Origin of the sequence: Acaryochloris sp. 'Moss Beach' (genome assembly GCF_021497025.1) — a bacterium.
In the GTDB taxonomy this organism is placed as follows: domain Bacteria; phylum Cyanobacteriota; class Cyanobacteriia; order Thermosynechococcales; family Thermosynechococcaceae; genus Acaryochloris; species Acaryochloris marina_A.
The window spans coordinates 3,164,227-3,189,031 of record NZ_CP071717.1 but is presented as its reverse complement, the minus strand read 5'-3'; the positions used below and the strand labels follow the sequence as shown (position 1 = coordinate 3,189,031).

Genomic DNA, 24,805 nt, shown 5'->3' with positions numbered 1-24,805 from the left:
TATAAATTTTCGAGTTAAGCTGAGGGCAGGAGTGAAGCATGCCGTTAGCCAACTCCTAGGGCGACTTCAACCCGATTGTATGGGCAACAAATCTTCCCCCGCCTCCTCAGTAAATGCGTTACATTTGCAGGGAATGGCATCTTTTCTCTGGCGGTTGCAGATAGGCATTTCAGAGTCATGCTCCGAACCATTACCCAGCAAGCGGAGACACTTACAGAACTGCGACGGATTTGCGATCGCACTCAGGATAACTCTCTTCTTCACAAAGAATCGACCGTTCGAGAAATACTGGCATCGGTCCAACGCCAAGGTGACTTAGCCCTGGTTCAATATACAACTGAGTTCGACCAACACCCCCTAAGCCTAGAACAGCTCAAAGTGAGTGGCGCTGAACTAGATGCTGCATATCAGCAGATTTCTCAGGATATGTTGACCGCCATTCGGTCTTGTTATCAGCGAGTTGAAGCCTTTCACCTACGGCAACGTCGTCAGAGCCAAGTTCACTTTGGCGATTATCAAGAGGTGGTGGGTAAACGTTATACCCCCGTCGATCGGGTTGGCCTCTATATTCGAGGGACCCAAAAAGTTTCTCCTAGCCAAGTCTTAATGAATGCGATTCCTGCAGTGGTCGCCGGCGTACCAGAAATTGTCATGGTGACCCCACCTGGCCCTGAACTACAGATACATCCTGCCGTATTAGTCGCGGCTCAAGAAGCCGGCGTCGAAGCGATTTATCGCGTGGGGGGAGCTCAAGCGATTGCAGCCTTGGCCTATGGAACTGCAACCATTCCTGCTGTAGATGTCATTGCCGGTAGTGGCAATATCTATGTCACCCTAGCTAAAAAATTAGTCTATGGCTTCGTCGGCATTGATGCCTTAACTGGCCCCTCAGAACTGGTCATTCTTGCGGATCACACCGCCAATCCCTCGTATATTGCCGCTGACTTATTGGCTCAAGCCGAATCCGACCCCCTAGCAGCAGCCATCTTAATGACATCGGATACCACCCTGGCCACCAAGGTCGTCTTGGAAGTGAATCAGGAATTGTCCAGCTACGGGATATTGACGGAAAAAGCGATGGCCCATTATGGCCTAGTCGTGATTGTGGACGACTTACAAAACGCCACTGCCCTAGTCAATACCATGGCACCGGCTCAAGTCTCCCTAGCCATTCATGATCCTTGGAGCTTGGTGGAACATATTCGCCATGCTGGCTCCATTCTCATGGGTTCTCACACCGTCCCCTCAGTGGGTCAGATCATCGCAGGTGCCAACCCCAATCTGCCGACAGAAGGAACGGCCCGTTTTAGTTCTGGTCCTGGAGTTGAGACTTTTATGAAGCAAACTCATTTAATCCAGTATTCTGCACAAGCCTTATCCCACTCTGCTCAGCAATTAGATACCCTCGTTCAGCTAGAAGGGGGAGCAGCACAATCCCTATCCCTTCGAATCCAATCCACAAAACCTGAATCAGGGGTTATCAATGATCTAGACGGATGAGGGTCATTCTGTCGGAGGAGATTTAGGGGCTGCCGACCAGACCCCTCCCTTAAAGCGAGTTTTGGCTTCTTGAAACGATTGCTGCATCGTCTGCTGGATTTTCTCAGGATCAGGCGTTTTACCCCCCAGTAGATCACCAAAATAGACACACGCCCCTTCTCCCAAAGCCCAGGTATAAGCAGCGGCCCAAGTCGCAGCGACCACACTACCAAAGCCCGGCACAAACTTGATGAGTTCCCGGCCTACGACTTGAGCAATAAAGCCACCGGCGATCGCACTAATTACACCACCGGCCTGGGAAAGGCTGAGGGATTGGCCATATAACCGACCTAGGAGACTCACTAATGTGACTTGAAGGGCCGTTAAGGCCGGCATGGTTGCAAACGGTAGAGGGACTGCCGCTAAGGTCGCTGCCATTGCGGAAAAGGTTGTCAAGTATCGTCGGCTAGTTTCCCGATAAAGGGAGCCAATTTCAGTTCCTATACCCGCATCATCCAGGAGTTGGTGAAGGAGTCTCGATTCTGCCTCCGGAAGTAGCTCCGCCAATTGGTCTACAAAGGTATCCAAACCATAGAACAGGGGGGTAAACCCGTCTTCTTCTAGGGTGAAGTCAATCAAGACGCTGCGATCGCAGATCCCTTCGAACTGAGTTTGGATGGCAGTAAACGCCCGCAATACTTCTGCCTCAGCAGGGGGATAAACAGGATGATTCTCTATCTGAGATGTATAGAGGTCATGCACACAAGTGATCGCTAGCAAGCAGGGAACTTCAGGATGTTGCTCCCGAAGGAGTGAAATCACATTTTGCAAAAAATCCGTCGCAAAGTCATTCAGCTTAACGGTGAGAATGATGACCTTTGCTGACGGTGTATTGGCAGTCAGACGATGGGGAGGGGTGAGGAGCTGCGATAGCTCCGTCATTGGATCGGGGGTATCTTGCTGGGCTTCTCCCAATCCCATCGTGTCGGTGAAATAGAGAAGCGGTAAATCTTCAGTAGGATACGCATACTGCTGGGTGTGAGCCGTATGGGGACGAAACCCTTGGCCAATAATATCTTGAGTTGCCCCGGTTAGACTCCGAATAATGGAGCTTTTTCCAGACTGGGGTTTACCAATCAAAATGACTTCTGTGGTCGGCAAGGTTGCTTTGACCCGCTCTAAAATGGCCGCAACCTCTTGCTCATCGATCTGGAAGTAACGCTTTAAGGATTGGCTACCTTGCCGGATCGGTTGCAATAAATGTCGAGCAGTTTTGAAGAATCTCTTGGCTTGTACTGAAGGTTGCCAAAACTTCAGAGGGTTCGACTTAGGGGAATAGGAGGGCTCTGGCGGTGTAGGATTTTCCACCATTGAACATCGATGGTTACAAAGAAATAGTAATAAACGGCCGTCACCCAAAAATAGTCATCATGGGCAAGCCGGAAGTAGGGCTCGGCAGTCTAAACGTCTTCTTTAGAGCCCGGAGATTGGTTATAAAGAGCATCTAACTGCTCGCGGGCGTCCTCCACGCTCATGGAACGCATGACCAGTAGCGGCTCATCAATCACATTTCCAGACTCATCCAAAAGCTCTGGGTGAGGAACAAGTTGAGGCGTGTCCTCCGAATAAGCAGGGGGAGGAAGAGGCAAGTGGTAGTCGCGCTGGGATAGAAAGCCCACCGAATACACATTACGGATTAAGTTGCCTACTGCCAATACCGCTAACACGATAAAGGCAATCATATATAGAATCTGAAGCATCATCCATAGCCCTCCCAAGCCAAGATTATTTCAGGGATCACCTGTAGCCTGACATTTTGTGCAAGCTGAAATTATCTTTAATATTGATCTAGTCTCCTTTGAAATTTAAACCATTTTGCTCATTTTGACTGCCCTAGACGAAGCTGGATCATGATCTGCCAACACTCAGACACCAGATCATGCCAGGCTTCCAGCAAATTTATCTCAATCCCAATTTGTCCATATGTTGCTTTGAATAGACTGCGAGCGGCAATCACTTCTGACAAGGTTTGGTGAACCCGTCCTAGTAAATCAGATTGCTGTTGAGTATCTAGAAAATCAATTTCTTCGAACTCTAATAGGGAGCGAGAGCGGCTGAGCCAATAGTGATAGTCTCCCAATAATGGCCCTAAGCGGACCGAGAACAGATCTGGTTCAGGCAAGTATGGATTTATCATCGAACTATATTTTTTTATTGATTAAAAAATAAATATTTGATTCTTTTTTAAAAACATATTACCAATGTTTTTTTAACTTTATTTAATCTTTTCTCAATCGAAGACTCTCTCCAGACCGTCATTTACTGACCTACCAAATAACATCCTAGTCAGAAGCAACCATGAAAACCTCACTCCTTCGAGAGGAGTGGAAGAATTAGTCCCGTTTTACTACATTTTGAATGGGGACTGTCACTAGGATGAAAGCATGAAGTTAAGTTCTTGATTATTTCCTAATGTTTATGCTGTTTTTTGATCAATACTCAAGTTATGTAGCAGACAGATAGCGAGCAAGTCCGTTATCTATAGCCCAATAGACTCACATTCTTTAGGCCTATTCTCTATACACCTGATCAATTCCATGAGCATTTGCAGGCCTAACATATACAGCTAAGCAATAGCTCTCTCAACTGGGTCCACATTGGCTACAGTTCGAGCTATACCCTCTTCCAAGACAGCCCGTTAAGGCTAGTCATATTCACGCCTCTTTTATAAAAAAAGAGAAGGTTCAATCAGCAAAAAAATAATCTGAAGCTGAGCCCTAGCTCAAAATTGTACAGATACATCCCTTGGATGGGTTCTATATTGAAGTGACTCGATCTGCGGGCCTACAAAAATCTACTAAAAGACTGGCATAACATCCCAACAATATTGCGATATATCCAATAGAATAAAGCACTCACTGACCCATCACAATCGGTGATTAATTTATGTGGTCTCCTTATTTTTCTCCATCTGTACGTAATTAAGCATGAAGCTCTAGAACCAAGGTTCCATAAATATACGGAGGCTTCAAAGCTATCTGCGAACATCTACGCAATTCATGGCAAAAAAATACTGTTTATTTCCTTGAAAGTTCCGTGATTATCCTCAAGGATTTTCGAGGCAAGTTGAACATAATAACAGTATCGAAAGAGTCCAACCGCTAATTCCCCAAGCAGTTCGTATCCATCTTTTACCACTACTGCCCAGAGCAAGGAGTCCGTTCTGATGTTAGAAGCTATCATTACTCAAATTTTAAGCATCTGGGTTATTTTTTGCGCCTTCGGCTGCTATTTCACTATTGAAGCTCAAAACAACAACTATTAAGTCTTTTATTTCACCCGTCCTAGACATATCTATCTTATTAAAATCGGATAAAACGATGCAATCCTCCGCCCTGAATGCTCCACCTAGCCCTTCACCGATTAATCCTATTCAAGCTATCTGCAAGAAGGTCGTCCGTTGGTATTTTTCTACCTTAGACCTTAAAAATCCTCAAGTCGCCCATAGAATTTGTCACCTGATTCCTGCTCAATGTCCCTTTGAACGAGATGTCGTTTTTTTTGGGCATCAATTGTTTCATATTCCCCCGATGTGTAAGCTAAACCCTGCCTACGATGAGTTTGTTGAACTGCGGTTTCGGGCTTTAGTATTTTTGGCAGACGAATGTGGTGAAGATGTCACTCAATACTGCTAATAGATCACTGCTAATAGATACAAGTGCTGACTAGTGGACAGTCGCAAAGCTTTAACGAGCACTACTGCCTAGAATCAGTAAACTCAAGAACGAACCACTATTCCATAAGCTGTGCAGTAACATCGAAGCCAGCAAGTTCCGAGACCGAGAATATACAAACCCCAAAACACAGCCCAATACAGACAGCGGCAGGATATCAGCCAAGTTGAGATGGGCGATCGCAAATACAATCCCACTTACGCCAATTGCCCCCCACATGGGAAGATATCGGGTCAAAGACGTTAGGAAAAACCCGCGAAATAGAATCTCTTCAAAGAAAGGAGCCAGTCCTGCCACCATGATGAATAGGAGACTGGCAGTCAAGGGATCATGACTTTGGATAATCAGCTCTAACAAGGGGTTTCCACCACCTTGATCACCTAATACTTTTTGATTCAACAGGGCAATTAAAATTACGAGGGGTAGGGCAGCAAAATAGCCGCTCATTCCCCAGACCAGCCAATTTCCCTGCCAACGAATCCTAAACCATTTGAAAGGAGTTGAGAGAAACCCTTTCAAAGACCAGATCAAGATAGTCAGACCCACCACCACGAGAATGGCATAGTTGGAAAAGGCTAAATACACTTGGGGGCGAGCACCCAAAGCCGTGGGTTGAATACCTAACACATAGATCAGTAAAGGAATCGATAAGCTAACGCCAAAGAAGGCGATAAACCATAGCACCATTACTTGCCAGATCAGATCGGGAGGCCACAGGACCGAATTAGCCAGACTAGTTTGAGCTAAGTAGGCTTTTGATTCATCGATGGCTGGGGTATCAGAGGTGGGTTCACCCTCTGCATCAGCAGGTGGCGTTTGAAAATCCTGTAAGGGATGTGGGGAGGGAGGCGCACTAGAATTCCCGGCTCGCTGCCGCCAAGAACGGACGAGCCAAACCAGCAAAATAATCACCCCTACACCGTTCCCCACCAATGTGAGGCCGTTGATGGTTACGACCCGAGCAAGTGCATTGCTGGCAGTGACCTGCTGGTCAATCTGTAAAGTGGTGAGATCGTCTTGACGTTGGGATAGGGTAAACAGGCGTTCTAATGCTTGGCCTTCAAACCAGCCTGATAGCTGAGATTTAAGAGATTGTTGAGCATTGGGTAAGAGTTGAGGGGGATCACTCCATAGGCCGATTAGAATGGAGGCTGCGGCGGACTCATTACTCACTAAAGTTGGGGAAGTGGTCAGGGGAGACCAGGTTGCGATCGCATCTTCCACCTGATCCGACTGAGCCAGCAGTAAACCAATCCTGAGATCCAAGTTATCCCTGAACTGACTACGATTTTGCTGTTGAGCCAGAGTTGCAGGGTCATCCGAGGCATTCGCCATCGTTTGTTCTATTCGCTCCAAGTCCGTTTGAACCGACGTGCGGACTTGGCGGTAGGTTTTCAGGGCAGAGGTAACGGGATCAGCGTCTAGCAGAGGATTAGAGAGGGATTTAGCCTGATCTTCTTCCAGCACAGGCTGCCATTCTGAGGCTTGCAACAACAAATCACTTTGATAGAGATTGAGCTGACTTTGGGCTTTAGGCTGACTCCAGCTGCTAATCAGTTCCACGCTAATTAGAAAGGTCACAATCGCAGTCAAAATAATTAAGACTAAGCGATAGCGTTGCTGCTGGATTTTTTGATCGTTTGCCATATTTAAGTCTTTGCCCTCGCCAGTCTGGATATGGAGTCTCTGCAATCGACAGCTTTATTATCCTAATCTTTGTTGTCTCTTTGATCTGTACCACCGATAAAGAACCCTAATTGAGGATTCACTAACCAACAACCCTCACCACAGGTTAAAATCTTTCTGGCCTCAGCTTAGACCACTCTGAATATCAAGTGGGCGCCATCCTAATTCAGCCGTTATCCCTTTGGAGGTCAAGTCCCTGGCTACTCGCGTAATATTAGTTCGGCATGGTGAAAGCACCTTTAATGTAGAAGGCCGAGTTCAAGGTCATCTCGATGAATCATCCTTAACCGAACAAGGATTAGCCGATGCCCATCGAGTGGGTGAGGCTTTAAACGGAATTGCTTTTGATGCCATCTATTGCAGCCCGTTGCAGCGAGCGGGGCAAACGGCTGGCACGATTCATAACGCCTTGGCTGCAGCCCCTGCCATTCAGGTAGAAGAGGGGCTGATTGAGATTGGCCTGCCCCTTTGGGAAGGGATGCTGTTTGACCAGGTCAAAACAGAGTTTCCTGAACAATATCAATGTTGGAATTCGGCCCCGGAAAAACTCTGTATGGAGCTATCTGGCCCAGATGGTTCTCAATCTTTTTATCCAGTCCCCGCCCTCTACGAACAGGCAACAGCCCTTTGGCAAAAGCTCCTTCCCCAACATGAGGGTCAGACGATTTTGCTGGTGGGCCATAGCGGCATTAATCGGGCCTTACTCAGCACCGCCCTCGGATTAACGCCAGATCGCTATCAGCGGCTCCAGCAAGCCAACTGCAATATTAGTGTCCTCAATTTCCCCGATGGCTTGAACCAGAAGCCTCAGCTAGAAGCCCTAAATTTAACTAATCATTTGGGATTACCGTTGCCCAAACCATGGCGACATTATCGAGGATTGCGGCTTATTCTAGTTCGTCACGGCGAAACAGAGTGGAATCGTCGTGGCCAATTCCAGGGACAAATTGATGTTCCCTTAAATGACAATGGTCGTGTACAAGGTCAGCAGGCCGCCGACTTCCTCAAAGAGATTCCCATTGACTTTGCCATCAGCAGCTCCCTTGCCCGTCCCAAAGAGACTGCAGAATTGATTCTCCAGAATCATGATCAGGTGCAGCTCGATCTCTCAGAACCCCTGTGGGAAATCAGCCACGGGACCTGGGAAGGGTGCTTAGAATCTGAGATTGAGGAACGCTATCCGGGTGAACTCGATCGGTGGCGCACCGCCCCAGAAGCGGTGCAAATGCCGGAAGGCGAGAACTTACAACAGGTTTGGGATCGAGCCATTGCCGCTTGGGATGATATTGTTGCTCAGGCCTTAGCCACAGGCAAGACAGAACAAACGGGCTTAGTCGTGGCCCATGATGCCATTAACAAAGTGGTGCTTTGCCATGTCGCCGGATTGGGACCGGAACACTTTTGGTGTTTCAAACAGGGCAATGGAGCTGTGAGCGTCATCGATTATGATGCAGACGGTCACCCCATTTTGCAGGCTATGAATATCACCACCCATTTAGCAGGTGGGGTACTAGACCAAACAGCAGCAGGGGCGTTATAACCTGCATCAATCTTGGTCTTGATCAAGGAGGATATACGACGGATTGGGTATGACACAAGAACAGCTCAAACAGGTGCGAGTGTTAGATCCACCGTCGCAAGTTGATCGGGTGGCTGATGTCCTGATTGACGATGGCAAAATTATAGACATCACAGAGCCAGGGGTCAGCGCTGGGGGTGAAGAACGGGATTGTTCAGGGCTGGTTTTGGCTCCAGGCCTGGTCGATTTATATAGTCACTCAGATGATCCAGGGTTTGAAACTCGAGAGACCTTGGCTTCTTTGACCGCATCTGCGATCGCAGGGGGTTTCACCCGTCTGACCCTTCTCCCCGATACCCATCCGCCGTTAGATAACGCCGATGGCCTAGCCCGAATCAAAGCCCAGCTTCCCCCTGATTTACCTCTGCAAGTCCAGGCTTGGGGTGCCATGACCCAAAAACTGGAAGGCAAACAGCTGGTGGAATATGCAGATTTGATTCAAGCTGGGGTCGTCGGATTTAGTGATGGCCAATCTATTCAAAATTCCATCTTGCTACGACGACTCTGTGAGTATCTAGAAGCTGAGTCCTATCCCATTGCTCTTTGGCCTTGCGATCCAGCCTTAGCCGGCAGTGGTGTCATTCGCGAAGGTATAGATGCCTTGCGATTAGGACTGTCAGAGTCGCCGACCACAGCTGAAACATCAGTCTTGGCAGCCCTGCTGGAAATCGTCTCTGAGACGCAGGTTCCTGTCCACATCATGCGGGTGTCCACCGCTCGCAGTGTAGAACTGATTCAAGGGGCTAAAGCACGTGGGTTACCGATCACGGCCAGTACCACCTGGATGCATGTGTTGGGCAATAGCCAGTCTTTGTATACCTATGATGTCAATTGGCGGTTGGACCCACCCGTTGGCAATATCGAAGACCAGGAAGCCCTGATTCAGGGGTTAGAAACGGGAGTCATCGATGCGATCGCAATTGATCACCATGCCTATACCTATGAAGAGAAAACCGTTGCCTTTAGTGCGGCACCACCTGGGGCGATTGGCTTAGAACTCGCATTACCCTTACTATGGCAAGCCTTTGTGACAACTGAGCGCTGGTCACCCCTCACCCTATGGCAACGGTTAAGTACCTCTCCTAGCCACTGCTTAGGGCAAACACCTCCTAGGGTGCAAGTGGATCAGCCAGCAGAAATGATACTCTTTGATCCTCAACAGTCCTGGTCCGCTAACGCCCAAACCCTAAAATCCCTCAGCCAGAATACGCCTTGGTATGGGCAGTCCTTAACAGGCAGGGTGATACAGACCTGGCATCCCCAATCTTAGGCAAATCCGCTAGAGTGTCTGTAAGGGGCTTGGAGATTGTCTTGTCGCTTCGGGCCTTTGGCATTCGAGGAGGACGAAGAACATGTGTATTTGTATCAATTGCCAATTCGTTGATCAATGCATCACCTATCATGCCGTAGAAACACAGCATCAGCAGCCTCACCTGACCGATCACCCTACCTTTGAACCCGAGCAACCGACGATTAACGTCAATATTCGGAGTAGTACAGAAGAGATTGAAATGGAATGGGATGTCGTAGGATGTGCCAGCTTTTCAGAAGAAGCAGGTAAATGGGCGCGTCTCAGGCCGGGAGAATTAGTACCGACCTAACGCCAAAAACCGCTCAAAGGGAATCAATTCCTTGCCCCAGAAGTTGATCAGGTACTCCTAATTAGATTCCACCTGATATCCCAGCTCCGCCAACTGCATTCTGGATTGACGCCATTTGGGTTGCACTTTAACGAACAGCTCCAAATAAACTTTGCCAGCAATCAGTTTTTGAATTTGTTGGCGGGCTTCGGTCCCAATCGCTTTGAGCATACTGCCTTTTTTACCAATCAGAATTTGTTTCTGAGAGGGCCGTTCCACATGAACAGTGGCTAAAATTCGGGTGATTTTAGGCGATTCATCTACGCGTTCGATCACAATTGCCACAGAATGGGGAACTTCTTGCCGGGTCAATAGCAAAACTTGTTCTCGAATTAACTCTCCCATAATGAACCGTTCCGGTTGATCAGTGACCAGGTCGGGAGGGTAATAGTACGGCCCAGGGGCCAGCTGATCAATAAGCTGGCGTTGCAACGACTTTAATTTGGCGGTGGTCAATGCCGAAAACTTGCAAACAGGCCAATGGTGTTCTTTTGCCAGGGCTTTATAGGTTTGGTCTAAGGTCAAAGATTGCTGTGCTGTTTTTCGCTGTAAATCAAGCTTATTCAGTCCCAAAATAACGGGGGTGTTGGTTTGGGTCAACAGCTGAGCAATGAACCGGTCTCCCCCCCCTAAAGGTTCTGAGCAGTCCACCACAAACAACACGACATCCACCGCATGAATGGCCATGCGCGCATTCTTGACTAAGATTTCGCCCAATTGGTGGTGGGGTTTATGGATACCCGGAGTATCCACAAAAATCATTTGGGCGGTGGGGGTGGTTAAAATACCCCGAAGACGATTGCGGGTCGTTTGGGCAACCGGAGAGGTAATCGCGATTTTTTGCCCAATCAACTGATTCATCAACGTGGACTTGCCCACGTTAGGCCGACCGACAATCGCGACAAAGCCTGACTTGAACTCAGGAGGAGCCTGGGGAATGGAGGTTAAAGACTGGAGATCGGACAAGGTTACAATACGTTCCTCAAGCTGCAGGCTATTAACATTATCACCTGTTAGAGAGGAAGCTCATCAATCGCTTTAGTTTCCCCAATCACCACCATCACCGATCCTTTTTGCAAATTGAGGTCGGGACTGGGGTTGATATTAAATTTCTGATCGCGACAAATCGCTAGAACATTTAGACCATAACGGCTACGGAGCTGCAGTTCACCAATCGATTTATTGTGAAACTCTTCAGGCACCACAATTTCAACGATGCTATGTTGAGGATCCAGCTCAAAGTGGTCCAGGATAGAAGGCTTGGTAAGGGTCCGAGCCAAGGCATATCCCGCTTCATTTTCAGGAAAGACCACTTGGTCAGCACCGACTCGTTTGAGCAGCTTGCCATGAATTTCTGAGGAGGCTTTAGCCACCACCTTGGCGACACCTGCTTCTTTGACATTGAGGGTCGTAATAATACTTTCTTGCAGATAGTTACCAATGGCAATAATGACCGTATCAAACTCGTAAATCCCTGCTTCCTTAAGAGCTAAGGGATCGGTGGAATCGAGCTGCAGGGCATGGGCGGCCCATTGGTTATTCACCACCTCCGCCACTCGTTTTTCATCAATATCTGTTCCTAATACTTCCTGGCCAGCTTGGTGTAATGCCTGACAAGCAGCTCGACCAAAACGACCTAAGCCAATCACAGCAAATTGCTGCTTTTTTTTGTTCAGGCCAGGGAATAAGCTCAAGGATGATAAGTTCACGGGTATAAGTCCATAATGCTAGTATTTTTCCCAAAATCGGATCATCCGACCAATAAAGACTCTTCTGGATACCGAACGGTACTGGGACGAGGATCGCCCAGTAAGGCCGCCATCAAGAGTAAGACACCGACTCGACCCATATACATGGTGGCAGCCAAAATGAGTTTCGAACTCCCGGTTAACGCAGCTGTAATCCCAGTCGATAAACCAACCGTGGCGTAAGCAGACACCACTTCAAACAAAATATTGATGAACTCAACCCCTGGATCGGCGATCGACATTAGGGTTGTGGCCGACACAATCGTAGTAATTGAACCCACCACTACCCCTATCGCTTTCAAAATCAAGGATACGGGGATTTGGCGTTCATACATCGTGACGGATTCCTTGCCCCGGAGAATCGCTTGGGTACAGCTACTCAAGACTCTGATGGTGGTGGTTTTCACCCCACCCCCCGTTCCGCCAGGACTGCCTCCCACATACATAAAGGCAATAGTAAGGAATAGCCCCGCATTGGTCATACTGCCAATATCGATGGTGTTAAACCCAGCGGTACGCGTCGTCATGGACTGAAACCAAGCCGATATCAACTGATTATTCCAACTGAGAGGCTGTAAGGTGTCTGGATTGCGAGATTCTGTCAGATAAAAGGCAATGGTACCTAGGATTAATAGCATCACCGTAGTGCTGGTCACCACTCGAAAATTGAGGGAGAATAGGGTTCTTTTTTGCTTCCCTGCTAGGCGGTCACGCAGCCATAGATACACTTCAAAAATCGCTTCATACCCAATGCCACCAACAACGACAAGACCAGAGATAGTGAGGTTGACGATCCAGGAAAACTGATAGCTGCTCAGGCTATCAGGGAATAAGCTAAACCCCGCATTATTCCAGGCACTGACGCTGTGAAACACGGCATACCAGAGGGCAAGAGGGGTAGCATACTGCTGGCTGAACACTCCAAACAACAAGATAATACCCATCAATTCAAATACCAGGATGGTGGCAATAATAGACACCACCACCTGATTTGATCCTTGTAATTTAGAGCGATCTAAAGCTTGTTGCAGGGCAATCTTATCCCTCAGGCCAAATTTACGCCCCAGTAACACCAGCAACAAAGTGGTGGAGACCATGTAGCCTAAGCCACCCAACTGGATCAGAGTGAGAATAAAGACCTGTCCCACCGGGGAAAAATAGGAGCCCGTATCCACCACTACATGCCCCGTGACACAGACGGCAGATGTGGCGGTAAAGAGGGCCACGACAGGACTATTCCAGTCTCCACTCGCCGTTGAGATGGGCAACAGAAGCAAGCCTGCTCCGACTAAGATGGCGACTAAAAATCCTAAACAAATGCTTCTAGAAACGGTCATAGCTCCTCCCAAATAGCAGGGGGAAGCCGCTCTGACTTGAGAAACAACAAATGATCACAGATGTTAGAAACCTTCCCTTCATGATGGGCTGATAACGTTGCTGGTAGGCGTACCACAAATCTGAGATTGACGAATACGATGAATCGCTTCACCGAGGCGATCGCATTCTGCGATCAAGCTAATCCGCAAATACCCTTCGCCATGATGACCAAAGGCACTCCCTGGAGTCATCACAATTCCGGTTTCTTGGATCAGCTTTAAGGCAAAGTCTGCGGAAGACATCTCTACAGGACAGGGTGCCCATAAATACATGGTTGCTTTCGTTTTGGGGATCTGCCAGCCCAGATCGCCCAGTCCTGAAATCACAAAATCTCGTCGCTCTCGGTAGCGCTGCTGAACCACTTGCAAATGGCTATCGGGAAGTTGCAGAGCGGTTTGAGCAGCAGCCTGCACCACAGCAAAGATGCCATAGTCTAAGTTGGTTTTAAGGGTTCGCAGTCCCTGAATAATTTGGGGATTCCCCACCACAAAGCCAACCCGCCAACCCGCCATATTGTAGGTTTTGGACAGGGTATGAAATTCAACCCCAATCTCTTTCGCCCCTGGGATTTCCAGCAGGCTCACGGGCTGATAGCCATCAAAAGCGAGCTCGGCATAGCAGAGATCATGGACCAGCAAGATTTGATGCTTACGAGCAAAGGCGACAATTTCCGTAAACAGCTCTCGGGGGGCAACGGCAGTCGTCGGATTACTGGGGTAATTGAAGTAAAGGATTTTGGCTCGTTCCGCTACATGATCAGGAATGCTCCCCAAATCAATCAGCCAGTCATTCTCTGCTTTTAAGGGCAAGCCATAGATTTCAGCTCCTGCCAAGGCTGGTCCTCGGAAGTGAGGGGGATAGGCCGGATTAGGGACTAACACTACATCCCCAGGGTTGATATAGGCCAAGGCTAAGTGGGTTAAGCCTTCTTTCGAGCCGAGTAACGGCAGAGCCTCAATTTCAGGATCGAGCAATACGTCGTATCGGCGGTGATACCAATCGGTGATGGTATGGCGAAAGTCCGCATGACCTTCAAAAGGAGGATAGCCATGATTATTAGGGGATTTGAGGGCTGCGATCGCAGCTGCAATCACAGGCTCTGGCGGCGGACCATCCGGATTCCCCATGCCCAGATCAATCAGATCTAGACCTTGCTGGCGAGCCGAGGTTTTAAGTTCATCTAAACGGGCAAACACATAAGGCGGCAGGGCACTCAGTCGTTCAGCCGGTTTGATCCAATCCAAACTCATGGGCAAACCTCTGCCGATGGAGACCCTGAATGTATGCCACTTTCAGCAATGGGACTGGCAGTAGAGACCATCGCGGCCATCAACTGATCCGGCATCACCATAAAAGGCAAATGGTGGAGATCCGACTCTGGCTGGCAAGCCACTTGCGCTGCGGTTTGTAAGTCTTTCAGAGACACATCCTCCATCCCTAAATCGGCAAGAGTCATGGGTAAACCAATCTCTCCATAGAACTTGAGCAGCTGGTGACGAGCCGTTGTCGCTAAGTGGTTATGCTGAATCAGTTCTTCGAGACGCAACTGCACCAAAATGCCATAGGCCACTTTTTCCCCATGTAAGCTAGCGCGGGTCGGAGAGAGATGGGTCAAACCATTATGAACCGCATGGGCAGCAACAGTCCGGCATTGGGCTCCACCCAAACCACCCACAACCCCGGCCATTAACACCGTGGCATCAACGACTTGTCGCCATTCGTCACTGTCGGGTTGGGCGATCGCCGTCCCTGACTTCTGAAACAGAATATCTCTGAGCACCCGGGCCTGTTGCACCGCAGCGATCGTTAAAGTTTCTTGGGAATGACCGCTACTCACTGAGGCCTCGTACCACTTGGCTAAAGCATCGCCAACCCCAGCAACTAAGGTTCGTTGGGGAGCTGTTCTGATGACTTCATAATCAAGGATGAGTAAATCAGGGCATCGGGGTAGACCGACATCATACTGAAACGCCCCGCCCTCCGAGTACAAATTAGATAAAGCTGTCCAAGCAGCACACGTCGCCCCAGAGGTGGGAATGGTGATCACAGGACAGCAAGTTTGATGGGCCAAGAGTTTGGCTGCATCTAATGCTTTTCCACCGCCCACGCCGACAATGACATCCGCGCGATGACGGGCCACCCTCTCTCCTAATGCCTTTAAGCTAGCTTCACTGCAATCTTGGCCATAGTTGGCAGTTGCCAACTGTACTGTTGAGAACGTAGCAACATAAGGCTGCAAGACCTCTAAACTCTGCTCTCCCCCCACCATTAGAGGCCGTTGGCCATAGGGCTGAATCAAGGATTCTAATTGAGCCAGACTTTGCTCAGCTCGAATGACACATTGGGGTGCAATGGCTTGACTGGAGCACTCAACAGATGAGGATACAGAGGGTGATGAGAACGTAGACATAGGCGGGACGGTACGTAGCAATGAGTCAGTCCTCCCATGATCCCCAGTGGGCTAGGGAAGCTGACTTCCAATATTGATTTTAACTAGAGGAGGGATCAAAAGTCGTGGTCGCGAGAGCTGCTAAATTATCCTGATTTAAAGTGATTTTAGCGTTAGGGTCATCGCGAACGGTCAATGAGCGCTGAATTTGGCCCAGGGGAATGAGTTGGGACATCCCTGACTTCTGATGCAGAATGGTGCGGACTTTGATGGTCAGATCAGCCGTCCCTCGGCCTACTCGCCCCGGCGAAAACAGATTCTCTGAGGCTTGTAGTAGAGTAGCTTCTAGTTCTGTAGAGGTAATCATCGGGGAGACTGAAATCACGACCTCAGGACCTGCTAAATCGTAAACCAGGTTGTACTTGGCAGCTCCTGGAATCACGGCTTTAGTCAAAGGGAAAAAGCTTAGGGCCAGTAAACTGCCCGTCAGCACCCCTAATAGGCTGGTGATACCGACAAAGCGGAAGCGGATGCCCCACTTAAAAATAAAAGCTAGTCCTGTAAACGCACCGCTCACCAGCATGAAAATTGCGCACCACTGACAAGCTTGCTGAAAAAATTCAGGGGTAGGAGTGGGCATTAATTATTCTCCTCATTGCTGATAAACTCATCCGCTGATTCTACACTCTGATGTTCTAAGGCGGCCTTGAGGGTGTGCCAAGTCAAGGTGGCACATTTAATTCGTACGGGGAATTGAGCGACCCCCTGCATCACATTGAGCTTACGATGCTCTCGGGGAAATTCCCCTTCACCTTTCATCATATTTTGGAAAGATTGGACCATTTGCAACGCTTCAGGTATTGTTTTGCCCCGCATCGCATCCGCCATTAAGTCGGCAGACGCCATTGCGATCGCACATCCCTCTCCTTCAAATTTGACGGCAGCAATCTGTCTTTCCGACTCTTCCAACTGAACCGTCAGTTCAATCGTATCGCCACAGGAAGGATTATGTCCCCTTTGGTGACGATGGACTGGATCCGTTATCCCACGATGACGCGGCTTTTTGTAATGTTCTAAGATAACTTGTTGATACAGTTTTCGTAAATTGTCCAGGGCCATAATCTTAAGACAGTGAGGAGAGACTCCTCACACTAGAGGATGAATCGAAGGAATGTATCTAGGATACTGGCTGTTGCCCCTTCGATCTTAACGAAAGGCAGCTATCCCTAGTGGATCACTGTCAAAGCATCAACAGACATATTAGAGTGTTCTTGGGATTACTCCTTTCGGGGTTACCGCTCTTCCGTCGATCAGGCCAGTCAATGTTCTGGAATAAAGCAGACATGATGTCAGGGAACCCTCCTAAGGAGAAAAGATGAAGTGGGCTAGTGCACTATCGACACAACCCTCTCTAGAAGCTGCACTGGATGAAGTGATTGCAAAGGCATTGCAATCCTTAGATGCCCCTGCAGATTTGGCCATTCTGTTCATCTCGACTACCTTTGCTAGCGAATTCCCTCGGTTACAGCCCCTGCTGGAAGATAAATTGCCCGTTCAGCATTTTATTGGCTGTGGAGGGAATGGTGTGATCGGCCCGACCCCAGGCGGGTCTACAGCAGAAATTGAAGAAGAACCTGGTATCACCCTTACCCTGGCCTCCTTACCCGGTGTCGAGATTCAGACCTTTCATATTTATGAGGATGAGCTGCCCGATCCGGATAGTGCGCCTTTGACCTGGACCGAGTTACTAGAAGTGGATCCTGCCCATCAGCCCCATTTCATTCTGTTTGCCGATCCCTCTAGCTCAAAAATCAGTGATCTGCTGCAAGGGCTAGATTATGCCTATCCGGGTGCAGTCAAAATTGGCGGTCTCGCCAGTGGCCGATCTTCATGGAGCGGCAGTGGTTTGTTCTGCGACGATCAGCTTTATCGCGAGGGTACGGTAGGCGTTGCCCTGAGTGGGAATATCATGGTCGAAACGATTGTGGCCCAAGGCTGTCGGCCCATTGGTCAACCCTATCGGGTCGCTGAAGCTGAGCGTAATGTCGTGCTGCAGGTAGAAGAGCAAACCGTCCCGGTGGAGGCCACGTTTAATACGGATGAGGTGGAGTTGCAAACTCCCTTGGAAGCCCTGCAAACTTTGGTGCAGGATTTGGACGAGGACGAACGAGAATTAGCCCAGCATTCCCTCTCTGTCGGCATTGTCTGTAATGAGTTTAAGCAAAACCTGGAACCGGGCGATTTTTTGATTCGCAACTTGATTGGGGTGGACCCTCGGATTGGTGCCATTGCCATTGGCGATCGCATCCGCCCTGGACAACGAATTCAATTCCACCTACGAGATGCCCAAGCCTCTGCCGATGAACTGGAAGAACTGCTCCAAAACTATTTTCAGAAATCTCCTCAAGATCAGTCTCAACCGACAGCAGCCTTGATGTTTGATTGCTTAGGACGGGGAGAGCGGTTCTATGGGGAGTCGGACTTCGACTCTCAACTGTTTAGACGCTATTTTCAAGACATTCCTATCAGCGGTTTTTTCTGTAATGGTGAAATTGGTCCCATTGCGGGCACGACGTTTCTCCATGGCTACACCGCCGCCTTTGGCATCTTTCGCAGCCAGGACGACTAAATCACACCTAAAATAAACGGATCAATTTTTAGGTGTGCAATTGCGATGCGCTGTAGACAGCAGCTTAATAAGAGGAGGAGCCTCATTGTTAAGCTGCCGTCTATTGCCTACAGAGTCAGAGATTGAGGATTAGTTTCAATCAACTCAGCTAAATCTTTTAAGAAGGCCGCTGCATCAGCACCATAGATCACCCGGTGATCGCAGGTGATGTTGACATTCATCAATCGCTTCACACCCATCATGCCCTGAGCATCCGCCACCACTTGAGGCTTAGACCCACCAATCGCCAGAATCGATCCTTGTCCTGGAGGCAAAATGGCATCAAAGCTATTTACCCCAAACATGCCTAGATTAGAGAGGGTAAAAGTGCCGGTACTATACTCATCCGGCTGTAGCTGTTTGCTGCGAGCGCGAGCCACCAAATCTTTCCAAGTCCGAGAGAGAGAATATAAATCCATCTGATCGGCCTGCTGCAAAACTGGCGTAATCAAACCGCCACCCGGCATCGCCACCGCCACGGCAATATTGATAGCACTGCTGTACTGGATTCCTTGAGGGGCACAGCTGGCATTCACGAGGGGATGTTGGCGCAGGGTCACGGCTACGGCTTTGGCTAATAGTGCCGTCATAGTGACGCCTTTGCTCTTCACCTGCTTATAAAGCTGGTCTAGAGCATCTGTAACGATGGAATATTCCACATGGAATGTGGGCACGGCCAGACTCGCCACCATATTGTTGACGACAGCCTGCTGCAAGGTATTGAAAGGAATCACTTCGCCTGCTGCCGCTGCTGCAGGTAAAGGCGCAGGGGCAGGTAGCGATGGTTGAGGCGCGGCCGCTGGGGCCGTAGTTGTGGCGGTCGTCGTTTGGCCTGAGGCTGCTTCTATATCTGCAGCCACAATGCGACCATGAGGACCACTGCCCGTTAGGGTATTGAGATCTACTTTAAATTGTTTGGCGAGCTTCCGGGCCCGAGGTGAAACCACAACTCTACCGTTGGCAGGAGCAGCGGGTGCACTTCCCCCCATTCAGGGTTGCTGCTGGGGGCCACTGGAGCAGTAGCGATGGGAGCTGGGGCCGGGGCAGCTACTGGAGCGGCGGGAGCTGGAGCCGGGGCCGGGGCAGCTACTGGAGCGGCGGGAGCTGGAGCCGGGGCCGGGGCAACTGCTGGAGCCGGGGCAGCAGACTCAGCCGCAGCCGCTTTCTTTTGCGCTTCAGAAATTTCTGCTTCCGTTTCAGCAACATAGCCAATGGCCGCACCCACTTTAGCAACACCACCTGCAGGCACTGCAATGGCTGCTAGATATCCCCCATAGAAGGATTCCACATCCATATCTGCCTTGTCAGATTCAACAACCAGAACCGTTTCACCCTTTTCTACCTTGTCACCGGGCTCCTTAGACCAAGAGACAATTTTTCCCTCCTCCATCGTGGAGCTGAGGGCAGGCATAAACACTTCATGAATCATGGGTTAGTTTTCCGAAACGAATAGCAAGATAAACCAAAGCCTATCCAGTTTGAATTTTATCCTGTTCAGGGCTATCCATACTATCTCCTTTCTCGAGAAAATAACGGCATCCATAAAGTTGGCGAACCAAAATGCTTCAATAGGCAAAGCGATGTCGTGGCTGGGGATTATCCCGCCCACTCTAGAGAGGTCCCTGTGATGCCCAGACAATATTTTGCAACCGTTGCCCGAGGATTAGAGTCCTTAGCAGCTGAAGAACTGGCAGAACTAGGGGCGGAATCCGTTGAGCCTGGATTCTGCGGGGTGGCTTTTCAGGGCGATCGCAAATTGCTATACCACGTGAATCTCTGGGCCAGACTGCCGTTTCGGATTCTCTTGCGCCTAGACACATTCCCTTGCCAAGATGCGGAGGATCTCTATCAAGGTATTCAAACGTTGCCTTGGCAGGAGTATTTGACCCCAGACTACACATTGGCTGTCGATGCTACCGGAAAAACGCCGCAGCTCAACCATAGTCACTTCACAGCCCTACAGGTCAAAAATGCCATTGTCGATCAACAGCGGCAGCAATTCGGGGCGCGATCGCACATCGATACCCAAACTCCAGACGTGCGAATCAACGTCCACCTCCATCAGGATGGCTGTGTCGTCAGTTTGGATAGTTCTGGCAGCAGTCTCCATCGACGGGGCTATCGTCTGGCTGTCGGGGCCGCTCCCTTGAAAGAGTCTTTGGCCGCTGCTCTGATCCGCCTGTCAGGCTGGCAATCCGATTTAGCGTTTATGGACCCCCTCTGTGGATCCGGCACCTTGCCCTTGGAAGCCTGCTTACAGGGTCTACAAATTGCACCAGGCGTATTTCGACAGCAGTTTGGCTTTCAAACCTGGCCAGATTTTGATGAATCGCTGTGGCACTCGTTGCAAGCTGAGGCGAGAGAGCAGCAGCTCTCACGACTACCCATGCCCATTTGGGGCAGTGATCAGGATGCAGAGGTGATTGAACAAGCCCACCTCAACGCCCAGAATTGCAACGTCGTAGACCATATCTGGTTTGAATCCATCGACTTACAGAATGTTGAACCTCCCACCGATAGCGGCATCCTGATCTGCAACCCGCCCTATGGCGAGCGTTTGGGAGATCCTCGGGAGCTGGGGGATTTCTATCGTCAATTGGGGCAAATTTTCAAACAACGCTTCAAAGGCTGGACAGCATTTATCTTAAGTGGGAACAAAGCCTTGTCCCAATCGATTGGCCTCAAATCTTGCCAACGCACAGCAGTCAACAATGGATCGATTCCCTGTCAGTTCTTGAAGTACGAGCTGTATTGAGCGCAGTGCACTGCGCTCCTAGTAGTTAACCTCGACTAAAATCGACAGGCTGCATCAGTCAGGGGTTATCTAGGAACCGGTTGCAAGCTAAGAGGTTAAACTTCCTCTGGGCAAGGGATCGCAGATCCTGTATTTCGTAAGGTATGGTCGACCTGGACGCGATCGCGTCCTTCTGACTTCGCTTGATACAAAACCTTATCAGCTGCCAAAATCAAGAGGGTTTCAGATCCCATGGATTGTAAATCAGGGACCACACTAGCAACCCCCATGCTGAGGGTGACATGAGGACTGGCAACAGAATTTTTATGGGGAATCGCGAGGGCCCTTACGGCTTGACCAATTTCTTCTGCCACATGGGCCGCTCCTTCAAGGGGTGTATTCGGGAGAATAACGGCAAATTCTTCTCCGCCATAACGGGCTGGGATATCCCCCGGCCGTTTGACACATTGGCCAATGACACTCGCCACTTGGAACAAGCAGTTATCTCCAAACAGATGGCCATAGGTATCGTTATAGGCCTTAAAACAATCAATATCCCCCAAAATCAAAGAAAGATGACATTTCTCACGAGCCATGCGTCGCCATTCTCGTTGCAGGGTTTCGGAAAAGACTCGGCGATTCGGGAGCTGGGTGAGTTCATCAATAGAGGCTAAATGGGTCAGTTTTCGATTGGCTTCTTCCAGTTGCTTATAGAGTTGGGTTCTCTCTAACTGAATCCGCACTCGCTGCCGCAACACTGGCCAATGAATGGGTTTCGTAATATAGTCTGAGGCCCCCACATCGAAGGCCCAGTCTACGGAGGTCTGGTCTTCTAATCCCGTAATCATCAAAATGGGGGTGTAAGCACTCTCAGGCAGCTTCATAATTTCGCCACAGCATTCAAAGCCATTCATTCCCGGCATCATGGCGTCTAGCAATACTAGGTTAGGCGGGCTCTTTTGGTAAGCAGCCAAACAGGTTTCACCATCCTCTGCTTCCACAACTCGATACCCATCATTAGCCAGGATATGACTGATCATGGCTCGCGTCATCCGATCATCTTCCGCAATCAGAATGACGGGTCGGTCCTGATCAGCTCCCCGATGGGTTGATGTCCTGGGAGCCTCCATAAAGGGGAATGAGGGAGCATTGACGTCTTGCATGGCCGTTCAGCTGATCTCGCACATTACATCCAGTGTTCCCAGGCTGTCTATAAATCACACTCTGCTAAATCTGAAAGACCTACCCTGTTAAAGATAGAGCGATCACCTGGTCCCGCCCAGATTGTTTCGCCTGGTAGAGGGCCTGATCTGCTCGGCTGATTAAGCTTGAAACCGAGGTATGGATGTGCGATCGCACCGTCGCTACCCCAATGCTAACGGTCACAAATTCGCTCACCGAGGATCCACGATGGGGAAGTTGAGACTTATGGATGATCGTCCTCAGTCGTTCGGCCACAACCTGACCGCCTTCTAGGTCGGTACTGGGCAAAACAATCGCAAACTCCTCACCCCCAAAGCGGGCCACCAAATCCAGGGGGCGAACAATGGTTTGATGAATTTTTTGGGCCACGGTTCGGAGGCAAATATCTCCTTCTAAATGACCATAGGTATCGTTATACTGCTTGAAAAAATCAATATCGCAAATCAAGAGACTTAAAGGCTGTTGTTCGCGCTGAGTCTGTTTCCAAATTTGCTGTAAATACTCATCAAAACGACGACGGTTCGCCAATCCTGTGAGGGCATCATGATTGGCAATCAGAGACAGCTGCTTATTGGCTTCATCCAGCTTTTTATTGGTCGCTTCTAAAGCTTGCTGGGCATAGAGCTTGGCTTGAATCTCTTCTTCCAGCTGCTTGTTTTTGGCTGCCAAGGCTAAAGTTTGCTGCTGTAGGGCCTGGGTACGTTCTTTGACCTTGTTCTCCAAACTGAGTTTGGCGTCTTCTAACTGTTGGTTTAAGGACGCAATCTGTTGACGACTTTCTTCAACCGTCAGTAAATCTCGGTAAGACCGAATGGCAGTGATTAAAGTGGAAAAGAGTTTTTGTTGGGTGAGTTCGGTTTTGGTTTTGTAGTCATTGATGTCATACCCTTCAATCACCGCTTTTTCTGGAGCGCTGCCCGGCTGACCGGTGCGTAAAATAATCCGTACAAAGATGTTGTGCAAATGATCACGAATATGCTTGACCAGCTCTAGGCCAGCCTTATCCGTCTCCATCACCACATCTAACAGCAATACGGCTGTATCTGGGTTTTGGTCCAACAACTGTTGGGCTTCTTCACTGGAATAAGCAGAGATAATTTCCAGAGGCTTATCGGCAAACTTGAAGTTTTTCAGGGCGAGACGAGTCACCTCATGCACCTGTTCTTCATCATCCACCACAATGACTTTCCACCCCCCTGGCATAGCCTCCTTCGGGGGAATGATAGGATAACTCCTCTAAAAATTGGAGTCTCATCATCGGCTTCTAAGGTTCCGGTCAAGGGCTTATCCTCGGGCATGAGACCCCCCTTTTGCTAAGGTCAAGGGTAACTGCAGCTTAAACTGGGTTCCCACGGCAACCTCACTCTGACAAGATACGGTTCCTCCTAGGGTTTGGGTGACTAGATTATGAACAATATGTAAACCTAAGCCACTTCCCCCGCGATCTCGTCCCGTTGTAAAGAATGGCTCAAAAATCTTAGGCTGATCTTCTGCAGGAATGCCGCAACCATCATCGGTATATTCCAGAATGATCTGATCCTGTTGTTGAGTCACATTAAATTTTAATTGCCCTGCCTCTCCAGGTTGGTAGGCATGCAAAAGGGAATTCATGACAAAATTGGTCGCCACTTGCGACAGTGCTCCTGGATAACTAGTAGTTTTTAGAGCAGCATCCCCTGAGACCGTCACCCTATGGCGAGTCTGTTTTAATTTCGGCTCCAAATTAGTCAATACACTCTCAATATACGGGATGATCTGAAACTCTCGTTGTTCATGACTGGTTTGATCGACTGCAACTTGCTTGAAGTTTTGAATGAGGGCCGCCGCCCCATGGAGATTTTGCAAGATCAGACCACTACTCTCTTGGGCTGTCTGTAAATAGCTGACCAAAGCAGACCGTTTTAGCCCCCCCTGGTCGAAGGCTTGTGTTAAGGAACCGGTCTCGTTGTTCAGAACAGAGGCAGCTAATAGGGCATTTCCCACTGGCGTGTTAATTTCATGGGCCACACCAGCCACTAACTGGCCTAGGGCAGCCATTTTTTCCGCCTGAATCAGTTCGGCTTGGGTGGTTTGAAGGGTATGCAGAATTGCGGATAATTCCTGAGTGCGCTCTTCAACTTTGCGTTCTAGAGTTTGCTGATAGTCTTTAATTTTTTTAGCGAGCTGGTAGCTATTGAGGGCTTCTCGCACCGTTAACTGTAAATTTTCGGGTTGCCAGGGCTTGGCAATATAGTGATATAGCTGGGCGGTATTAATCGCATTAGAAATGCCATCCACATTAGCCTGCCCCGTCAACATGATTTTTAAGGTTTGGGGGGAGAGCTGATGGACTTGTTGTAAAACCTCATCCCCTTTGATATCCGGCATCAGATAATCGGCAATGATCACCGATAAATCGCATTCATCCTCGATCAGGTCATGCACCAGGGCAATGGCATCCTTGCCCCCCATAGCGGTTTCTATTTCGCAGCTATCTTCAAAGACTTCAGATAGCTCACGCCGGAGGCTATCTAATACTGCGACTTCATCATCTACACAAACAATTACGGGTTTAGGCATCGTCCTGAT

At 49.2% G+C, this 24,805-nt stretch carries 21 protein-coding genes and 1 pseudogene; 7 read left to right on the top strand and 15 right to left on the bottom strand.

Going from position 1 to position 24,805, the window contains the following annotated elements:
- Window positions 1-177: 177 nt before the first annotated feature.
- Complete coding sequence (gene hisD, locus HRE53_RS15020) at window positions 178-1,500, top strand: histidinol dehydrogenase (RefSeq protein WP_235107032.1); 1,323 nt, start codon at window positions 178-180, stop codon at window positions 1,498-1,500.
- Between the two features lie 3 nt (window positions 1,501-1,503).
- Here the strand turns inward: hisD and HRE53_RS15015 are convergent, their stop codons facing one another.
- The 3 genes from HRE53_RS15015 to HRE53_RS15005 form a co-directional block, all read right to left on the bottom strand.
- Complete coding sequence (locus HRE53_RS15015; RefSeq protein WP_235107031.1) at window positions 1,504-2,850, bottom strand: GTPase family protein; 1,347 nt, start codon at window positions 2,848-2,850, stop codon at window positions 1,504-1,506.
- A gap of 89 nt (window positions 2,851-2,939) precedes the next feature.
- Window positions 2,940-3,239, bottom strand: coding sequence for a DUF2973 domain-containing protein (locus HRE53_RS15010; protein WP_235111123.1), 300 nt, complete (start codon window positions 3,237-3,239; stop codon window positions 2,940-2,942).
- Window positions 3,240-3,358: 119 nt separating this feature from the next.
- Window positions 3,359-3,661 carry a DUF2605 domain-containing protein gene (locus tag HRE53_RS15005; RefSeq protein ID WP_235107030.1) on the bottom strand — a complete coding sequence of 101 codons (303 nt, stop codon included), beginning with the start codon at window positions 3,659-3,661 and terminating at the stop codon, window positions 3,359-3,361.
- A gap of 1,198 nt (window positions 3,662-4,859) precedes the next feature.
- Here HRE53_RS15005 and HRE53_RS15000 point away from each other — a divergent pair.
- The gene (locus HRE53_RS15000; RefSeq protein ID WP_212664143.1) at window positions 4,860-5,174 is read left to right on the top strand and encodes a Mo-dependent nitrogenase C-terminal domain-containing protein; all 315 of its coding nucleotides are present in this window, start codon (window positions 4,860-4,862) and stop codon (window positions 5,172-5,174) included.
- A 51-nt stretch (window positions 5,175-5,225) separates the two neighbouring features.
- Here the strand turns inward: HRE53_RS15000 and HRE53_RS14995 are convergent, their stop codons facing one another.
- Window positions 5,226-6,860 (bottom strand): CPBP family intramembrane glutamic endopeptidase, encoded by a 1,635-nt coding sequence (locus HRE53_RS14995; protein ID WP_235107029.1) that lies wholly within the window; start codon window positions 6,858-6,860, stop codon window positions 5,226-5,228.
- 220 nt (window positions 6,861-7,080) lie between these two features.
- Here HRE53_RS14995 and HRE53_RS14990 point away from each other — a divergent pair, with 220 nt between their 5' ends.
- From HRE53_RS14990 to HRE53_RS14980, 3 genes are all read left to right on the top strand, one after another.
- A complete protein-coding gene (locus HRE53_RS14990) occupies window positions 7,081-8,439 on the top strand; it encodes a histidine phosphatase family protein (protein ID WP_315875725.1) in 1,359 nt (452 codons plus the stop codon).
- Between the two features lie 49 nt (window positions 8,440-8,488).
- Window positions 8,489-9,748 carry a dihydroorotase gene (locus HRE53_RS14985; protein ID WP_235107028.1) on the top strand — a complete coding sequence of 420 codons (1,260 nt, stop codon included), beginning with the start codon at window positions 8,489-8,491 and terminating at the stop codon, window positions 9,746-9,748.
- Between the two features lie 82 nt (window positions 9,749-9,830).
- Window positions 9,831-10,079, top strand: a complete 249-nt coding sequence (locus HRE53_RS14980; protein ID WP_235107027.1) for a Ycf34 family protein — start codon at window positions 9,831-9,833, stop codon at window positions 10,077-10,079.
- A gap of 57 nt (window positions 10,080-10,136) precedes the next feature.
- Here HRE53_RS14980 and era read toward each other — a convergent pair whose 3' ends face one another.
- From era to sufU, 7 genes are all read right to left on the bottom strand, one after another.
- Entirely contained in the window at window positions 10,137-11,084 is a 948-nt protein-coding gene (gene era / locus HRE53_RS14975) for a GTPase Era (protein ID WP_212664139.1), read from the bottom strand.
- A gap of 47 nt (window positions 11,085-11,131) precedes the next feature.
- Window positions 11,132-11,827 (bottom strand): TrkA family potassium uptake protein, encoded by a 696-nt coding sequence (locus tag HRE53_RS14970; RefSeq protein WP_235107026.1) that lies wholly within the window; start codon window positions 11,825-11,827, stop codon window positions 11,132-11,134.
- Between the two features lie 41 nt (window positions 11,828-11,868).
- Window positions 11,869-13,203, bottom strand: coding sequence for a TrkH family potassium uptake protein (locus tag HRE53_RS14965; protein ID WP_212664137.1), 1,335 nt, complete (start codon window positions 13,201-13,203; stop codon window positions 11,869-11,871).
- 78 nt (window positions 13,204-13,281) lie between these two features.
- The gene (locus tag HRE53_RS14960) at window positions 13,282-14,493 is read right to left on the bottom strand and encodes an aspartate aminotransferase (RefSeq protein WP_235107025.1); all 1,212 of its coding nucleotides are present in this window, start codon (window positions 14,491-14,493) and stop codon (window positions 13,282-13,284) included.
- Window positions 14,490-15,653 carry an iron-containing alcohol dehydrogenase family protein gene (locus HRE53_RS14955; protein WP_235107024.1) on the bottom strand — a complete coding sequence of 388 codons (1,164 nt, stop codon included), beginning with the start codon at window positions 15,651-15,653 and terminating at the stop codon, window positions 14,490-14,492. The genes HRE53_RS14960 and HRE53_RS14955 overlap by 4 nt, the downstream gene beginning before the upstream one ends.
- A gap of 79 nt (window positions 15,654-15,732) precedes the next feature.
- Window positions 15,733-16,272, bottom strand: coding sequence for a Ycf51 family protein (locus HRE53_RS14950; RefSeq protein WP_212664134.1), 540 nt, complete (start codon window positions 16,270-16,272; stop codon window positions 15,733-15,735).
- Window positions 16,272-16,751, bottom strand: a complete 480-nt coding sequence (gene sufU / locus HRE53_RS14945) for a Fe-S cluster assembly sulfur transfer protein SufU (protein WP_235107023.1) — start codon at window positions 16,749-16,751, stop codon at window positions 16,272-16,274. Before sufU ends, HRE53_RS14950 begins: the two co-directional genes overlap by 1 nt.
- Before the next feature lie 256 nt (window positions 16,752-17,007).
- On the opposite strand from sufU, the gene HRE53_RS14940 reads away from it, so the two are divergent.
- The gene (locus HRE53_RS14940) at window positions 17,008-18,261 is read left to right on the top strand and encodes an FIST N-terminal domain-containing protein (protein ID WP_235107022.1); all 1,254 of its coding nucleotides are present in this window, start codon (window positions 17,008-17,010) and stop codon (window positions 18,259-18,261) included.
- 107 nt (window positions 18,262-18,368) lie between these two features.
- On the opposite strand, the pseudogene HRE53_RS14935 reads toward HRE53_RS14940, so the two are convergent.
- Window positions 18,369-19,729 (bottom strand): annotated as a pseudogene (locus HRE53_RS14935) (dihydrolipoamide acetyltransferase family protein).
- Window positions 19,730-19,927: 198 nt separating this feature from the next.
- Between HRE53_RS14935 and HRE53_RS14930 the strand changes: the two are divergent.
- Window positions 19,928-21,055 (top strand): class I SAM-dependent RNA methyltransferase, encoded by a 1,128-nt coding sequence (locus HRE53_RS14930; RefSeq protein WP_235107021.1) that lies wholly within the window; start codon window positions 19,928-19,930, stop codon window positions 21,053-21,055.
- A gap of 95 nt (window positions 21,056-21,150) precedes the next feature.
- Here the strand turns inward: HRE53_RS14930 and HRE53_RS14925 are convergent, their stop codons facing one another.
- The 3 genes from HRE53_RS14925 to HRE53_RS14915 all read right to left on the bottom strand — a co-directional run bounded on the left by HRE53_RS14925 (window position 21,151) and on the right by HRE53_RS14915 (window position 24,796).
- Window positions 21,151-22,197 carry a PleD family two-component system response regulator gene (locus tag HRE53_RS14925; RefSeq protein ID WP_235107020.1) on the bottom strand — a complete coding sequence of 349 codons (1,047 nt, stop codon included), beginning with the start codon at window positions 22,195-22,197 and terminating at the stop codon, window positions 21,151-21,153.
- A 79-nt stretch (window positions 22,198-22,276) separates the two neighbouring features.
- Window positions 22,277-23,440, bottom strand: coding sequence for a diguanylate cyclase domain-containing protein (locus HRE53_RS14920; RefSeq protein ID WP_235107019.1), 1,164 nt, complete (start codon window positions 23,438-23,440; stop codon window positions 22,277-22,279).
- An 81-nt stretch (window positions 23,441-23,521) separates the two neighbouring features.
- Entirely contained in the window at window positions 23,522-24,796 is a 1,275-nt protein-coding gene (locus HRE53_RS14915; RefSeq protein ID WP_235107018.1) for a hybrid sensor histidine kinase/response regulator, read from the bottom strand.
- Window positions 24,797-24,805: the final 9 nt, after the last annotated feature.

Excerpts from the sequence above, each read along its gene's own strand:
- HRE53_RS14920 (WP_235107019.1), bottom strand. The coding sequence starts at position 23,440 with ATGCCAGGGGGGTGGAAAGTCATTGTGGTGGATGATGAAGAACAGGTG.
- HRE53_RS14915 (WP_235107018.1), bottom strand. The coding sequence starts at position 24,796 with ATGCCTAAACCCGTAATTGTTTGTGTAGATGATGAAGTCGCAGTATTA.
- HRE53_RS14995 (WP_235107029.1), bottom strand. The coding sequence starts at position 6,860 with ATGGCAAACGATCAAAAAATCCAGCAGCAACGCTATCGCTTAGTCTTA.
- HRE53_RS14960 (WP_235107025.1), bottom strand. The coding sequence starts at position 14,493 with ATGAGTTTGGATTGGATCAAACCGGCTGAACGACTGAGTGCCCTGCCG.
- hisD (WP_235107032.1), top strand. The coding sequence starts at position 178 with ATGCTCCGAACCATTACCCAGCAAGCGGAGACACTTACAGAACTGCGA.
- HRE53_RS14985 (WP_235107028.1), top strand. The coding sequence starts at position 8,489 with ATGACACAAGAACAGCTCAAACAGGTGCGAGTGTTAGATCCACCGTCG.
- HRE53_RS14950 (WP_212664134.1), bottom strand. The coding sequence starts at position 16,272 with ATGCCCACTCCTACCCCTGAATTTTTTCAGCAAGCTTGTCAGTGGTGC.
- HRE53_RS14965 (WP_212664137.1), bottom strand. The coding sequence starts at position 13,203 with ATGACCGTTTCTAGAAGCATTTGTTTAGGATTTTTAGTCGCCATCTTA.
- HRE53_RS15010 (WP_235111123.1), bottom strand. The coding sequence starts at position 3,239 with ATGCTTCAGATTCTATATATGATTGCCTTTATCGTGTTAGCGGTATTG.
- HRE53_RS15000 (WP_212664143.1), top strand. The coding sequence starts at position 4,860 with ATGCAATCCTCCGCCCTGAATGCTCCACCTAGCCCTTCACCGATTAAT.
- HRE53_RS14980 (WP_235107027.1), top strand. The coding sequence starts at position 9,831 with ATGTGTATTTGTATCAATTGCCAATTCGTTGATCAATGCATCACCTAT.
- HRE53_RS14925 (WP_235107020.1), bottom strand. The coding sequence starts at position 22,197 with ATGCAAGACGTCAATGCTCCCTCATTCCCCTTTATGGAGGCTCCCAGG.
- HRE53_RS14940 (WP_235107022.1), top strand. The coding sequence starts at position 17,008 with ATGAAGTGGGCTAGTGCACTATCGACACAACCCTCTCTAGAAGCTGCA.
- HRE53_RS14955 (WP_235107024.1), bottom strand. The coding sequence starts at position 15,653 with ATGTCTACGTTCTCATCACCCTCTGTATCCTCATCTGTTGAGTGCTCC.
- HRE53_RS14930 (WP_235107021.1), top strand. The coding sequence starts at position 19,928 with ATGCCCAGACAATATTTTGCAACCGTTGCCCGAGGATTAGAGTCCTTA.
- sufU (WP_235107023.1), bottom strand. The coding sequence starts at position 16,751 with ATGGCCCTGGACAATTTACGAAAACTGTATCAACAAGTTATCTTAGAA.
- HRE53_RS15015 (WP_235107031.1), bottom strand. The coding sequence starts at position 2,850 with ATGGTGGAAAATCCTACACCGCCAGAGCCCTCCTATTCCCCTAAGTCG.